At 61.3% G+C, this 13,635-nt stretch carries 14 protein-coding genes; 8 read left to right on the plus strand and 6 right to left on the minus strand.

What is annotated here, in order from left to right; genetic code table 11:
- Nucleotides 1-22: 22 nt before the first annotated feature.
- The 3 genes from coxB to EN808_RS08065 form a co-directional block, all read right to left on the minus strand.
- A complete protein-coding gene (gene coxB / locus EN808_RS08055) occupies nt 23-1,018 on the minus strand; it encodes a cytochrome c oxidase subunit II (protein WP_135864190.1) in 996 nt (331 codons plus the stop codon).
- Complete coding sequence (locus EN808_RS08060; RefSeq protein WP_135864299.1) at nt 1,015-1,575, minus strand: cytochrome c; 561 nt, start codon at nt 1,573-1,575, stop codon at nt 1,015-1,017. Before EN808_RS08060 ends, coxB begins: the two co-directional genes overlap by 4 nt.
- A 152-nt stretch (nt 1,576-1,727) precedes the next feature.
- Nucleotides 1,728-4,124, minus strand: a complete 2,397-nt coding sequence (locus EN808_RS08065) for an FdhF/YdeP family oxidoreductase (protein WP_127280786.1) — start codon at nt 4,122-4,124, stop codon at nt 1,728-1,730.
- A 233-nt stretch (nt 4,125-4,357) separates the two neighbouring features.
- Between EN808_RS08065 and EN808_RS08070 the strand changes: the two genes are divergently transcribed.
- The 7 genes from EN808_RS08070 to EN808_RS08100 all read left to right on the plus strand — a co-directional run bounded on the left by EN808_RS08070 (nt 4,358) and on the right by EN808_RS08100 (nt 9,217).
- Nucleotides 4,358-4,819, plus strand: coding sequence for a hypothetical protein (locus tag EN808_RS08070; protein WP_245512034.1), 462 nt, complete (start codon nt 4,358-4,360; stop codon nt 4,817-4,819).
- On the plus strand, nt 4,816-6,036 hold the full coding sequence (locus EN808_RS08075) for a divalent metal cation transporter (protein WP_135915522.1): 1,221 nt from the start codon (nt 4,816-4,818) through the stop codon (nt 6,034-6,036). Before EN808_RS08070 ends, EN808_RS08075 begins: the two co-directional genes overlap by 4 nt.
- On the plus strand, nt 6,036-6,395 hold the full coding sequence (locus EN808_RS08080; RefSeq protein WP_127869439.1) for a hypothetical protein: 360 nt from the start codon (nt 6,036-6,038) through the stop codon (nt 6,393-6,395). The genes EN808_RS08075 and EN808_RS08080 overlap by 1 nt, the downstream gene beginning before the upstream one ends.
- 2 nt (nt 6,396-6,397) lie before the next feature.
- The gene (locus EN808_RS08085) at nt 6,398-6,754 is read left to right on the plus strand and encodes a hypothetical protein (RefSeq protein ID WP_127869438.1); all 357 of its coding nucleotides are present in this window, start codon (nt 6,398-6,400) and stop codon (nt 6,752-6,754) included.
- Nucleotides 6,755-6,908: 154 nt separating this feature from the next.
- Nucleotides 6,909-7,922 (plus strand): YihY/virulence factor BrkB family protein, encoded by a 1,014-nt coding sequence (locus tag EN808_RS08090; RefSeq protein ID WP_127280191.1) that lies wholly within the window; start codon nt 6,909-6,911, stop codon nt 7,920-7,922.
- Nucleotides 7,923-8,214: 292 nt separating this feature from the next.
- A complete protein-coding gene (locus tag EN808_RS08095) occupies nt 8,215-8,649 on the plus strand; it encodes a hypothetical protein (protein ID WP_127280192.1) in 435 nt (144 codons plus the stop codon).
- A gap of 199 nt (nt 8,650-8,848) precedes the next feature.
- Nucleotides 8,849-9,217 carry a hypothetical protein gene (locus tag EN808_RS08100; protein WP_127869437.1) on the plus strand — a complete coding sequence of 123 codons (369 nt, stop codon included), beginning with the start codon at nt 8,849-8,851 and terminating at the stop codon, nt 9,215-9,217.
- A gap of 71 nt (nt 9,218-9,288) precedes the next feature.
- On the opposite strand, the gene EN808_RS08105 is transcribed toward EN808_RS08100, so the two are convergent.
- Complete coding sequence (locus EN808_RS08105) at nt 9,289-9,684, minus strand: hypothetical protein (RefSeq protein ID WP_127280194.1); 396 nt, start codon at nt 9,682-9,684, stop codon at nt 9,289-9,291.
- A gap of 31 nt (nt 9,685-9,715) precedes the next feature.
- Entirely contained in the window at nt 9,716-11,470 is a 1,755-nt protein-coding gene (locus EN808_RS08110; protein WP_127869436.1) for a thiamine pyrophosphate-dependent enzyme, read from the minus strand.
- A 407-nt stretch (nt 11,471-11,877) separates the two neighbouring features.
- Between EN808_RS08110 and EN808_RS08115 the strand changes: the two genes are divergently transcribed.
- The gene (locus EN808_RS08115) at nt 11,878-12,462 is read left to right on the plus strand and encodes a sigma-70 family RNA polymerase sigma factor (protein ID WP_335930831.1); all 585 of its coding nucleotides are present in this window, start codon (nt 11,878-11,880) and stop codon (nt 12,460-12,462) included.
- A 333-nt stretch (nt 12,463-12,795) separates the two neighbouring features.
- On the opposite strand, the gene EN808_RS08120 is transcribed toward EN808_RS08115, so the two are convergent.
- Entirely contained in the window at nt 12,796-13,626 is an 831-nt protein-coding gene (locus tag EN808_RS08120) for a Ku protein (RefSeq protein WP_127280005.1), read from the minus strand.
- Nucleotides 13,627-13,635: the final 9 nt, after the last annotated feature.

A 13,635-nucleotide genomic window follows, 5' to 3' on the forward strand; every position in this document is an offset into this window, starting at 1 on the left:
CGCAGCCCGTCGCCATCCTGCGTCATTTAAGGCTCTCCATATAGGCGGAGATATTTCGCAGCTCGATGCTCGTCAGCGGAACCATCGGCATGTTGTTTCCGGGTTTGAGCGTCTGCGGATCGGCTATCCAGGCCGCCAGCGAGCCGCGGGTGGTTTCCAGCAGCCCGGCGGCGATCGTCCGCCGGCCGCCAACATGCGTGAGGTCAGGCCCGGTCGTGCCGCCGGCAGGCGTGCCGCGGACCGTGTGGCAGGCAGCACAGGGTTTTGCCATGAACGACGCCTGCCCGGCGGCTATGTCGGGATCGGCCGACCCGGCAGCGTCCAGGCGTTGGGTTGCGGCCCAGCCTTCAAAGGCGGCCTGCGTTTCGGCGATGACCAGGATGGCCATGTGGCTGTGCTGGAGGCCGCAGAACTCCGCACATTGCCCGCGATAGACGCCCGGCTTTTCAGCCCTGAGCAGTAGGCTGTTGGTCCGACCGGGGACAAGGTCCTGCTTGCCCGCGAGGCTCGGCACCCAGAAGGAGTGAATCACGTCGGGGCTTTCGAGCCGGAGCCGCACATCCCTGCCGACGGGTATGTGGATTTCATTGGCGGTCTGAAAGCCAGGGCCTGCCGGGGAATCGGCATAAAAGACCTGCCACCACCATTGCTGTCCTCGCACGGTGATGGTCAGGGCGGTGCTGTCGGGAAGACCGATGTTGCGCGTGGTGTAGAAGCTGGCGATGGTCATCCCGGCGATGATGACAACGGTCGCGGCGATCGCCGCCGATACCGCCACGGTCAGCGGCTTTTCGGATCCGGTCGCTTGGCTCGCAACGCTGCGGCGTGCACGCACGAGCGCCAGCACAAGCATCATCATGACAAGGATCCAGATGACCGTGCATACCGCGACGATGCCGACGATGAGGTGCTCGACATGGATGGCCGGTGCGCCCTTGGCGCCGAGCGCCGACTGATAGCCGCCGCAGCCCGACGCGAGGACAAGGACGGATAGCGGGAGGGCGCGGTGCGTCTTCAAGGTGTCGGCCCCTGATCCGGGTGAACGCCCGCCGGCCCTTCGTCGAAGAGTATCTTCGCCGGCCCGCGATTCTCGGCCGGGCGGGTCTGCCTGTCGTCGTTGCGGCTCGGCGCGGCCACCTTCGGCTTGTAGGACCCGATCGTCTGCACATACCCGGCAAGCTGCCAGATCTGTTCCGAGGTCATCCGGTCGCGAAAGGCTGGCATGCCATGCGGGCGGCCGTCCCGAATGGAGGCGACGATCGAGACCATTTCGGGGCCGTAAAGCCACCAGCCATCGAGGAAGGAGGGACCGACGCCGCCGCGGCCGTCGCCATGGCAGGAGCCGCAACCGAACCACGCATAAAGCCGCTTGCCCTGGCTGAGGTTCCAGGCGTCGGATTCATAAGGTTTGCCGATTGCGAAATAGCTTTCGGGAGGCGATCCGCTGATGCCGTTTGGCATCAGCTTGATGCGGTCGAGATTGGCCGAGAGGGGTGGGTCGAGGCGAAGCTCTCTCGGCTGCCGGAACCATCCCAGGATCGCCCCGGAAGCGGCAAGGAATAGAACTCCCGCCAGCGCGAACACTGCCTTCGAAGAGCTGGAAACCTTCTCTGCCAAGCGGCCCTCCGCCCGAGAGCAATCCCAGGAGCGACTAGAATGGTTTCGGCCCGGAATTGCGTTAAACAATGAGATAGAGCGATCCTCGTGGAAAGATACCGCTCTGGAATTCAACCATCAGGACCGGTGCGCGATCGGCTGAGACGGACCGGCAAGAGTTTGTAGGATGGCGTCTTCGACTTCGGGTCGTGATGCGCCAGCGGGAACAGCGGGTTCGTCTCAGGATAATAGGCCGCGCAGCAACCCTTCGGGATGTCATAGGCGACGACCTTCAAGTTCGTCACGACGCGAGCGGTCGCCGCGTCGATTGCTGTCGTCAGGTCGACGTTCTCGCCCTCGGCGAGCCCCAGACGCGCAATGTCCTTTCGGTTCAGGAACACGACCCGGCGCGTGCCGCTGATGCCGCGGAAACGGTCGCTGTAACCGTAGATCGTGGTGTTGAACTGGTCGTTGGAGCGAAGCGTCGCGAGATGGAGGACATCGGCGCTCCGCTCAGTCCCCAACTCCGGAAAAAGTCTTTCCGGCGTGATGAAATTCGCCTTGCCGCTTTGTGTCACCCATTTGCGCTCGCGCGCCGGCAACGGCCTGGCGAAGCCCCCCGGTTTGAAAAGCCGCTTGTTGAAGTCCTTGAAGGTTTCCGGGTAGGTGCGCTCGATGGCGTCCCGTATTTCGGCATAGTTGCCGACCCAGGCGTCCCATGGAACCTTGGTGTCACCGAGCGTGGCCTTGGCGATGCCGGCGACGATGGCCGGTTCCGAAAGGAGTTCCGTGCTCGCGGGTTGAGCTTGGCCGCGCGACCCATGGAAATGGGCGATGGAGCTTTCCATGGAGACCGCTTGAGGGCCTGTCGCCTGTTCGTCCACTTCGATACGCCCCAGACAGGGGAGCAGGTAGGCGATCTCGCCATGCACGACATGGCTACGGTTCAGCTTCGTCGCGATCTGAACGCTCAGGCGCAGTTTGCGCCATCCCTGTTCCATTGCGTCGGTATCTGGGACCGCTTTCAGGAAATTGCCGCCGAGGCTGATGAAAGCACGGGATTGGCCATTCATGATGGCTTCGCATGTCTCCACCGTCGAGCGGCCGGTCCAGCGCGGCGGTTGGAAGCCATACAGCTCGGCGAGCTTGTCCAATGGGACGAGACCCGGCTTTTCCGTGATCCCGACGGTGCGCTGGCCCTGCACGTTGGAATGCCCGCGCACGGCGCAGATATTTGCCCCGGGCTTGCCGATATTGCCGCGCAGCAAGGCAAGATTGCAGACCATATGGACGTTCTGGACCCCCATCAGATGTTGCGTCAGCCCCATGCCATAGACGGACAGCACTGCATCGGCGTTGGCATAGGTCGCAGCGGCCTGCATCATCTGGTCGCGACTGAGGCCGGAGACACGCTCCAGCTCCTCCCAGCGATGACCACGGCACGCCTCAGCGAATTCTTCAAACCCGGTCGTGTGCTGATTGATGAAATCGTGGTCGAGCACGTGTTTCTTGTCGGCTGCGCGCATTGAGGCCGCGAACGCGACCATTGCCGCATTGCCGGGATCTTTCGGCTTGCCATCCTCCCCCGCAACGATGCTTTTGCCGGAGGCCTTTAGAATGTCGTCGGCCTCGATCAGCGCCTTGCAGACGCCGAACAGCGCCGCGATATCGCCGCCATTGTTGACCTGGTAGTATTCCGACGAAATCTTCGTCTCTTTGCCGGTCAGCATCTGGACGGGCGATTGCGGATTGACGAAGCGCTCCAGGCCACGCTCGTGAAGCAGGTTGAAGGTGACGATCTTTACGCCGCGATTGACTGCATCCTGAAGGTCGTGGAGCAGGCGAGGCGACGACGTTCCGACATTCTGGGCGATGTAGAATATGCAGTCGGTGTTTTCGAAGTCCGACAGGATCGCCGTGCCGACCGAGGCGCCGATGCTTTCGGGAAGAGCCACCGACGAGCTTTCGTGGCACATGTTCGAACTGTCGGGCAGATTGTTGCTGCCATACATGCGAGCGAACAGCTGATACATGTAGCTGGTCTCGAGCGAGGCGCGCCCTGAGGTGTAGAGGTCGACCTGCCGCGGATCGAGCGCACGCAGTTCCCGTCCGATCTCGGCGAATGCTTCGCTCCACGCCACCGGTAGGTACCTGTCCGTGGCTGCATCCCAGCGCATGGGATGGGTCAACCGCCCCTGTTCCTCCAGATCATGGTCCGCCCAGCGTTCCAGTTCGCCCAGAGTGTGCTTCTCGAAAAAATCTGGGCCGGCGCGCCGCGACGTGACTTCCCAAGCCGTCGCCTTCGCGCCGTTCTCACAGAACTCGAGCGGGTGCGTCTTGGCCGGCTTCGCCCAGGCACAGCTGACGCACATATAGCCTTCCGGCTTGTTCTGCACCGCCAGCAGCTTCGGCCCTTTGAGAGGCACGTGTTCCTGGACTGTGATTGCTGTGACAGATTTTGCGGAGCCCCAGCCGCCGGCCGGTCCGCCATACGGTTTGCGTGGCGAGCGACGCGATTCCGAAGTCATTTTCGTCTCTTTCCCTGCCCAAGCGACCTGACGATGTATTGCAACGATCCAACTTGCCGCAGCGACGATTGTTCCTCCGTCATGTGACTTGGCTACGGGTGTTCAGGCTACAGGCCGACTTGCCAAGGCCCGATACGAGGGCCTGCAGGACTTCGGTCCCGTTGACGCACTGTCGCGGCGCGCTAGGTCAAGGCAAAACGCCGGATGCTTGTCTCTGGCGCGGGGAGCTTACCGTGTGGCGCATCCAATGCCTTGCAATCGACGGCAAAGGCCAAGCTGGCCCTCTTGGCCCCATGTGGTTGCTGACGCTTGCGATTTGCACCGCATGTTCGCCTTCCGATCAGATCGACCAGCAATCGCGAACCGCCGCATCGGCGGCCCAGACGGTCGCGATGACGCTCGATGTCTGGGCGGCAGGCGAGGCGCCGTCCCGATATGCGGTCCGCACGTTGCAATCCGTCGGCAAGACGCTTTCCGACGTCCAGTCGCAACTCCGGTCCGTCGGATCAGCCGAACCTGCCGAACAGGCCGCGTTGGCCGCCGCCGTGGGCCGGATGTCTGAAGCGGTCGCGCGGGCCGAAGCGGGGCTGCAAACCGGCAGTCGCTCCGAGGTGCGAAACGCACAGGACGACGCTCAGGCGGCTGCCCGCGCCCTGGCTGCCGCTTACGCCAGATATTTTGCGCCGAAACCATGAAGAAGCTTCTGGAAATATCGCTCGGCGTCGTTACCAGCGTTGGCGGCTTTCTCGAAGTGGGGTCGATGGCGACTGCCGCCCAGGCCGGCGCGACCTTCGGTTTCCACCTGATATGGGCAGTGGTTCTCGGCACGCTCTGCATCATTTTTCTCGTCGAGATGGCCGGGCGGTTTGCCGCTGTGAGCCAGCACACGATTGCCGACGGAATTCGGGAGAGGTTTGGCTTTCAAGTTTTCCTGTGGCCTTTGCTCGCGACTTTGCTGGTCAACTTCCTGGTGATGTCGGCAGAGATCGGCGGCGTTTCGATCGCGCTGGAACTGGCCACCGGCATCGGTTTTCAGTGGTGGGCACTGCCGGCTGCCCTGCTGGCATGGCTGATGCTTTGGAAAGGCACGTTCGGCCTGATCGAGAAAGGCGTCTCGATCCTCGGTCTGGTGACGCTGTGTTTCGTCGTCGGCGCGGTCATGCTGAAGCCGGATTGGAAGGCGGTCGCGGCTGGCGCCGTGCCCTCTTTGCCGGCGCACGACGCGGCAAACTACTGGTTCATGGCGGTCAGCATTCTTGGTGCTTCGATATCGCCATACCTGTTCATGTTCTATTCCTCGGGAGCGATCGAGGACAAATGGGACAAGAGCTATCTTGGGGTCAACAGGGCGATTGCCTGGCTCGGCATGACCTTCGGCGGCACGATCTCGGTCAGCGTGCTGATCGTATCCGCGCTCGTGCTTGCAACGAATGGCATCGTGCAGGTGGATGATTATCATCAGTTGCCATTGATGCTGATACCGATATTCGGCTTTTGGGGCTTTGTGCTGTTCGTCGCTTCGCTCGGCATTGCCTGCTTCGGCGCGGCGGTCGAAGTCGGGCTGCAACAGGCCTATCTGGTGGCGCAAGGTTTCGGCTGGGATTGGGGTGAGGATCTCAAACCGCGTGACGATCCCGGGTTCAGCACCGTCTATACCGTTTCATTGTTTCTGGCCGCCATTCCCATCATGCTGGGACTCGACCCGCTCAAGCTCACCATATTCTCGATGGCGCTAACGGCCGCCAGCCTGCCGCTGACCGTGGTTCCATTCCTCTTTCTGCTCAACGACGAGCGCTATGTCGGCGCGCACCGCAACGGCATCGTCTCAAACGCCGCCGTCATCTTCATCATCACGCTCGCCTTCGTGCTCGCGGTGGTGACGATTCCGCTGCAGATATTCGGAGACGTATGATGAACTTGCTGCGCGATGTCCTCGACAAACAAGTACTCGACCGGAAGGGAGTGAAGATCGGCAAGGTCGACGGGCTGGTTGCCGAGCTGCGGCCCGGAAAGCCGCCCCGGATTGTCGCGGCCGAGCTCGGCTCGATCACCCTTGCGCGTCGCCTCGGCGCACGGCCCGGTCGCTGGGCAGCCCGGCTTGCCGCGTGGCTTGGGGGAGACCGCCATAGCGAGCCGCACCGGATTTCCTGGAAGAAGGTGCGCGATATCGGGCTCGATATCGAGTTCGACATCGACGGGCGCGAGACGTCGATCTTCGACTGGCAGGATTGGCTGCGCGATCATTTCATCGGTCGCATACCGGGGGCGTAGGCATGACCACCACCGTCAACCTCGAACATCTTGCCGGCAGGCGCGTGCTGTCGCTACGCGGCAAAAGCGTAGGCCATATAGAGGAGATACACGCCGAACAGGTGGGCGGCGATCTCGTGGTGACCGAATTTCACGTTGGCATCTATGCCGCGCTGGAGCGGCTTTCTGCTTTCTCTATCGGCTCGGCATTGCTCGATCTTTTCAGGCTGCGGCGGCGCGATGGCTTCTATCGCATCCCTTGGGATATGCTCGATATCTCCGATCCGAAGCGGCCGCGTTTGCTGTGTCCGATGACCGAACTCTCCCAGATGACAGGCGAAGCCGAACCGCATCGGATTCAGGGAAAGCGACGAGGATGACGCGGTTGTCGCCTGGCCGTATGCGAAAGCAGCGCAATGTTGGCATCGGCCGCGAGGCGCATTTGAAGTGACCACATCGCCGGCAACGGGAACATAGGCAGTCCGCGCGCATTGCTAGTGAACGCCATTGCAGGCACGGCTTACGGTCTCGACCATGCGACCCCTGATCACGGACACCTGGAACCTGGTGCGCGAAAGTGCCGTGGGCTTTGTCAACGACAATGCGCTAAGCCACGGCGCTGCGATTGCGTTCTACGCCACGACGTCACTGGCGCCGATACTGCTCATCGTCGTCGCGATCGCCGGCCTTGCTTTCGGTCACGAGGCCGCCCAAGTGGCCTTGTCTGCCCAACTGTCGGGTCTGATGGGGCCGGAAAGCGCAGACCTCCTGCGGAGCGTACTGGCAAGCGCGTCCCGAAAATCGTCCGGGACCTTGGCGGCGCTGATCGGCATCGCCACCTTGCTCGTAACCGCTTCAGGTGTCTTTGGCGAGATGCAGCAGTCGCTGAACACGATATGGAAGGTTGAACCGCAGGGTGTTTCGTTGTCGCGCCTTATGCGTGCAAGGGCGGCAAGTCTGGGCCTGGTCGCTGCACTGGGTTTCATGCTGCTCGTATCGCTCGCGGCCAGCGCGGCGATCGCGGTGTTAGGCGATATCATCAACGCTCACATGCCGTTTGGCGCCCTGATCCTCGCCGCCATCAATCTGGTCTCGTCGTTCGTGCTGATCTCGATGATGTTCGCCGCGATTTACAAAATCCTGCCCGATCGAAACTTGACATGGCGCGATGTCGGCATCGGTGCTGTCGTCACTGCTTTTCTGTTCACTGTCGGAAAATCGTTTATTGGCTGGTATATCGGCTCCAGCGCCATCGCGTCGTCCTACGGAGCCGCCGGCGGTCTCCTCGTCATATTGTTGTGGGTCTACTATTCAGCGGAAATTTTTCTTCTCGGTGCGGAATTCACGCGCGCCTACTCGGTTCGGCACGGCAGCAGATCGGATCTGGGCGCGCTGGCGCACGGGGACGTGCCTGCGACAGGTGAGTTGCCATCGAAAGACGTCGACCCATTTGGTACAGGCAACTCCGCCGGGATCGTGACGCTGGTTGCAGTGGCTTGCGCGACCGCTACGTTGACCAGCCTCGTCCTCGGCTTGCGTCGTCCCTGACATGCGCCGTCCGAGCCGCAGAATTCAATGACGGGTCAGCCGGCGGGTGATTGGTTCGGAGGCCCGGCCGTCCTTGGCAAGATCATGCAAATAATACACGCGGGCGTGGAACATTGGTCGACGCTGGCAGTTCTGGATCGCTTCAGATGCCGCCGCGTGGTGTCTGCGGAAGATCGGTGGAAACACCAGATCGGCCCGCGCCTCTTTCCCTCAGGACGGCGCGGGCTTCCACGACCGCACCTTACCGCGAGATTCCGGCGAAGGATGCTGGAGCGAGCAACAGGAGCCAGCCATGAAACACCAGACACTCGATCAATTGCAGGCGATCGCTGAGGTAAACGCCTCGGTGCCTGCCCCGCGCATGACCAGGACGCAGAGGTTGCAACGTTGGGCCGACCTTCTCGGGGAGAACCCGTCGCGATGCCTCGCCGCGCTTACCGGCACCGAACACATGCGCGCCTCGGTGCGGCAGGAAGCGCGCGCCGCAGGCTCGCCGATCACGGTCGCGTTCGAAGATTCGCTGTTGCGTGCATGCGGCCTGAGCAATGACAGCTACGGCGAAGCCAAGCGCTTCTTCGAACTCTCCGACTGGCAATTGCACGATATCGTGTGCAGCTGTCATGTCGGCTCCACCATGCAGGCAGGGTGGGTTTCTGCGCGGGTCCGCAGGATCTTGACCGGCAACAGGATCGCTGCGTGGCTGCGGCGGCAGTTGTGGGCACATTGAGATGCGTTCCGCCGAAACCGGAAACCGCTGGAACATTGTGCCATGATCGCTGTTAGGGACGCGGCCGGATGCCTTCCCCCCTCCGGTCAGTCCCCAGTGGCTCGCTGCCTCTCCCCCCGGGCAGCGGGCTCCGGAAGCCACCGGGATAGCTTGGGTCGATCGACGTGCATCAGGCCTCACGCAATAGGGGTCAACGGCAATGAGCAGAAGGTCCAAGGATCAAGGAACGCCGGTGCCCCTGCAAGGAACATCGAGCCAGGGTTCCCGGCGCACGCTGGCTACGGTTCTTGCCCTGGCGTTCCACGTCGTTCCGGCCGCCGCCCACCAGGCCCCGGCCGGATGGCAATATGACAGCTCCTGCTGTTCGGGTGTCGACTGCTACCAGGCGCCTGCTTCGGACGTGAAGGAAACCCGGAACGGATATCAGCTGTCGACCGGAGAATTGATCCCCTACAGCGATCACCGCATCAAACGCTCGCACGATGAATATTTTCACGAATGCAAGCCCGGCGGGGACGCCAAGCCCCAGCGCTCGTACTGCCTATATGTTCCAGATCGCGGCATGTAGCCCGTGATGGGCCCATCCAATCTGCCGGTTGAGCATCGGGAAGTGACCATGGCTCGAACTCCGGATGATCTCTATGTCGTGGTCTGAATGACCAGCGTAAGCGTACCGTCTCCATCGACGTTGGCCGCGATGACCTGGGAGGAGTTCAGCCCATTCTGCGTTAGCGCCGCCGTTGCCTGCTGGGACCCGTCGATCGAGTTCTGCAAGGCTCGCAGGTCATCCGCGGTGGTCTGGGCAACGATACGCTCGGCCTGCATCTTGACGTCCGGGGGAAGGTCGTCAATGGAGATGATGGCGACCCGCGTAAACCCGTTGCTGAAATCGAATTGACCCTGATCTGGCGCATCCTGATCCAACGGATCCAAGGGCAGGGACAAGTCGCCCGCTGCCCGCGGCCCCGCAGTCTGAGCATGGCTGGGCGACAGCTGAAACAGAACTGAAATCACAAGTGCCGCGAAAAAGCGCAATGGCGGATTCTCCTTGTTGGACCCGCACCCGTCAGACATCCATCATAGATCTGGCGGGCTCCCGGGCGATATTCTCTTCGATCTGTTCGTGGCCCGGCGTCTGCGGCAGGGCCTTCCGGAAATTCCTGGCATAGTGGGACGGCATCTTGGGCGGCATCATCGGTTCATAGGCATCGACAAGCGCCTCGACTATCACCGGGCCGTCGACGGCGAACGCTTCGTCCAGAACAGCCTCGATCTGGTCGGCCCGATCGATGCGCAACCCCTTTGCGCCCATTGCCTCGGCCGCCTTGGCAAAGTCGATCGGCGCCAGTTCGCAGCCGAATTGCGGGTTGCCGAGAAACATCATCTGCTCCCACGCGATCTGGTTGAGCATATTGTTCTTGAGGACCAGAAGCTTCAGCGGAACGCCGTAACGCACCGCGGTGGAGAATTCGCCGAGCTGCATGGCGAGGCCACCGTCACCGACGATGGCGGCGACCGGTCGGCCAGGGAATGCGATCCCGGCGGCGATTGCGTAGGCTAGCCCGCAGGACATCGACGCCAAAGCGCCCGAGAGGCCAAATGCCTGGCCCTCGCGCAAGTCGACATGGCGTGCCGCCAGTTCGGTATTCTGGCCTGAATCGGTTGCCAGCACCGTATTGCTGGCCAATCTTTCTCCGAATGCGCGGACGACCAATTGTGGTTTTACGGGATGGGCCTGCGCGTCCTCGGACTGCCGCATCATTTCGCGCCACTTGCCCATGTTGTCCTGCGCCCGCAGCAGAAATTCATTGGAAGGCTTCTGCGTCAGCCGCCGGTTGAGCGCGCGCAATGTCTCGGCCGCATCGCCGACGAGCCCCGCCTCTACCGGGAAGCGCAGGCCGATCCGTTGCGCGTCGCAATCAATCTGGACGCCCCGGGCCTGTCCGGGTTTGGGGTAGTACTCGATATATGGAAAAGTCGAACCGACGATCAGCACGGCGTCACAGTTCTCCATCATATCCTGCGATGCCAGTGTTCCCAGAATGCCGATGCCACCGGTCGTGTAGGGATGATCGTCCGGCAGCACCGCCTTGCCGAGCAGGGCCTTGGCCACCGGCGCCTGCAGCAGCTGGGCAGTTCGCTCCAGTTCGCTTGCCGCCCCCAGCGCACCACGGCCGGCCAGGATCGCCACGCGCGGGGCCTCGTTGAGAACGGCTGCTGCCTTGTCCAACTCGACGTCTTGCGCCACCATATGGCCTGTGAACATATTTTGCGGCGTGTGCTCGGGACGATTGCGCTTGGAGCGTTTCGTCGGCTCGCTCTCCTGTTCCTGGGTGTCGCTGGCAATCGAAAGATGAGCAACGCCCTTGCGTGCCAAAGCGGTGCGGCACGCGAGACTGGCGACGTTTTCCATATGGGCGGCGTCGGAGACCTGAACATTGTAGACCGCAACGTCGTTGAACACGCGTGTGAGGTCGACATCCTGTTGGGTGAACGTCTCGATCAGATCGTGAAACTGCATTCCCGTGATTGCCAGGACTGGCGCCTGGTCAAGCTTCGCGTCGTAGAGCCCGGTCAAGAGATGTGTGCCGCCGGGGCCCGATGTGGCCAGGCAGACGCCCAGCTTTCCGGTCCATTTTGCATAGGCGCATGCCATGAACGCAGCCGATTCCTCATGCCTGACCTGGATGAACTTTATTTTTCCGCGCCTTGTGCGAAGCGCTTCCATGATGCCGTTTATGCCATCTCCCGGAAGGCCGAACACCACCTCCACATTCCATGCGATCAGTGTCTCGATGAGTATCTCTGCTGCGTTGGACATGCCGAATTGTCTCTCCGGTGGATGGCGACCGAACCGGCGAACGGCGAGTTGGTTCCTTGATACCGGAAATCAATGGAGTCAGGTCCGGTCTGTAGGTCAGGATCGGATGGAATCCGCCTAGGCGCGCTCCATTCACATGCCTGCGAGAGTAGAACCGCAATTTGCACTCCGCCGACCCGGAGCCTCGGCCCATTTCGCCGGTTCGATGTTGTGCCCCGGCTGGCCGGTCACGGCACCTAACTCCCCGTACCCAGCCTTGTTCCAAAAGCGCTGCTGGCGACGCCATGTCGTCCGACGCTTCGGCCCGGACATTATTCGCCGGAGCTTAAGGCGTGGCGGAACGAACCAAACAGCCGCGCATTAAGCTTAGGCTGCATTCACACTCGTACTGTTTGGGAGTTGGATCGTTGTCATCCGGACGCTATGCGTTGGTCAACAAGCCGAACGAAGAGAATTCCATCGTCGATCTTATACCCGCCCTCCGGGCTTTCGCGCGAACCTTCTGCCGTGTCCCCGATGACGCCGACGACCTTTTGCAGGAGACACTGACTAAGGGGCTTGCCAATACCGACAAATTCGAACCCGGAACACGCATGAAGTCGTGGCTCTTCACCATCATGCGCAACACGTATTACACCCGAATAAAAGCCGCCGTCCGGGAGGCGCCCGGTCTCCTCGATTGCGCGTCCTTACGCCCGATTTCGGAAGCCACGCAGGAATGGTCCGTCCAGAGCAGGGAGGTTCACCGTGCCATTCAGCAGCTGCCCGAACATCAGCGTGAGATCCTGATGCTGATCGGAGTGCTGGGGTTTAGTTATGAGGAAGCCGCCGATATATGCGGCTGCGCGATCGGGACGGTCAAAAGCCGGCTCAATCGGGCGCGCGCCGGCGTGCTGGAATCACTCGGCGAAAGGTCACTCAAGACACTGGTGGAACGGCGAGCACATTTGTCGGACGGACAGCTTGATCTCGGCACCGACCATCATCCCTGATGGGATTATCCAGCGATTGTCCAAGGGCCGAGTTCCCCGTGGATCAGTTTGTCAATTCCCGCCGCCGCTTTTCGACAAGCGCGTTCTGCAATTCGACGGCAAGTCGGATCAACCGATCGGGTACCTTCTCCTGTTCGATCGCGGTCAGGAGTGAAGCGATTTTCAAATCCACCAAGATACCAGTGGGAGGGGTGGTCTGGCTCGAGCGGGGCATCGTCGCCTCTGAGGAATGTCGATCTCTTCGCGTCCAGTGTGACGGCACGCGTCCCGCTTTGCAAGGAGGTCCGGCATGCGCGAACGACCTACATCCGCGGCTACGATTGATGGTGGCAACTAGGCCGATCTCTTCTTGGAGGCGGTAGCTTTGCCCTTCCGCGACCCGCTGCCCTCCTGCGCTAGGCTCTTGCGCAATATCTCGGCAAGGTTGACGACGTTCTCCTTTGGCCGGGGAGCGGATTTTGGCGGCGCTTCGCCTTTGCGCTTGGCTTCGATCATCGCGATCAGCGCATCTTCGTAAGTGTCTTCAAATTTCGAGGGATCGAACCTGGTCACTTTCTTTTCGATAAGCAGGCTGGCGATTTCGGTAAGGTCGGAATCGTATTCGACTTTCTTGATCTCCTTGAAAACGCTTTGCTCGGAGATTACTTCGCTGTCGCTGCGCAACTCGGTCAGAAGCATGCCTTTGCCGAAGGGCTGGATCAGGACTTCACGACCGCGCTGATAGAGGACCACACAAGAGCGGGCAGCGACCCTTTTCTTTTCCATGGCCTTGCGGATCACTTCAAAGGCCTCGGCCGCCGCGCCGTCCGCGGGGATCAGGTAATAGGGCTTTTCAAGGTAGCGTGTGTCGATATCGCCCAACTCGACAAATTCGCCGACCTCCAATGTATGGGCTGAGGTAAGCTTCAGCTTCTTGATCTCGTCAGGCTCGATGCGGACGTAGTCGTCAGTGTCGATTTCGAAACCCTTCACTTGATCCTCGGCATCAACGGCCTCCCCGGTTGCTTCATCGACATAGGCACTTTTGACCGGCAGCCCGTCCTTGCGATTGAGTATCTTGAAATGGATCCTGGAGGCCTCGCTGGTGGCGCCAATTATCTTCACGCCACAGGTGACGGATCCGACCTTCAAAAAACCTTTCCAAGCGGCTCGTGGCGCAACCATGCGGGACCT

The sequence above is a fragment of the Mesorhizobium sp. M8A.F.Ca.ET.165.01.1.1 genome (genome assembly GCF_004792065.1).
In the GTDB taxonomy this organism is placed as follows: domain Bacteria; phylum Pseudomonadota; class Alphaproteobacteria; order Rhizobiales; family Rhizobiaceae; genus Mesorhizobium.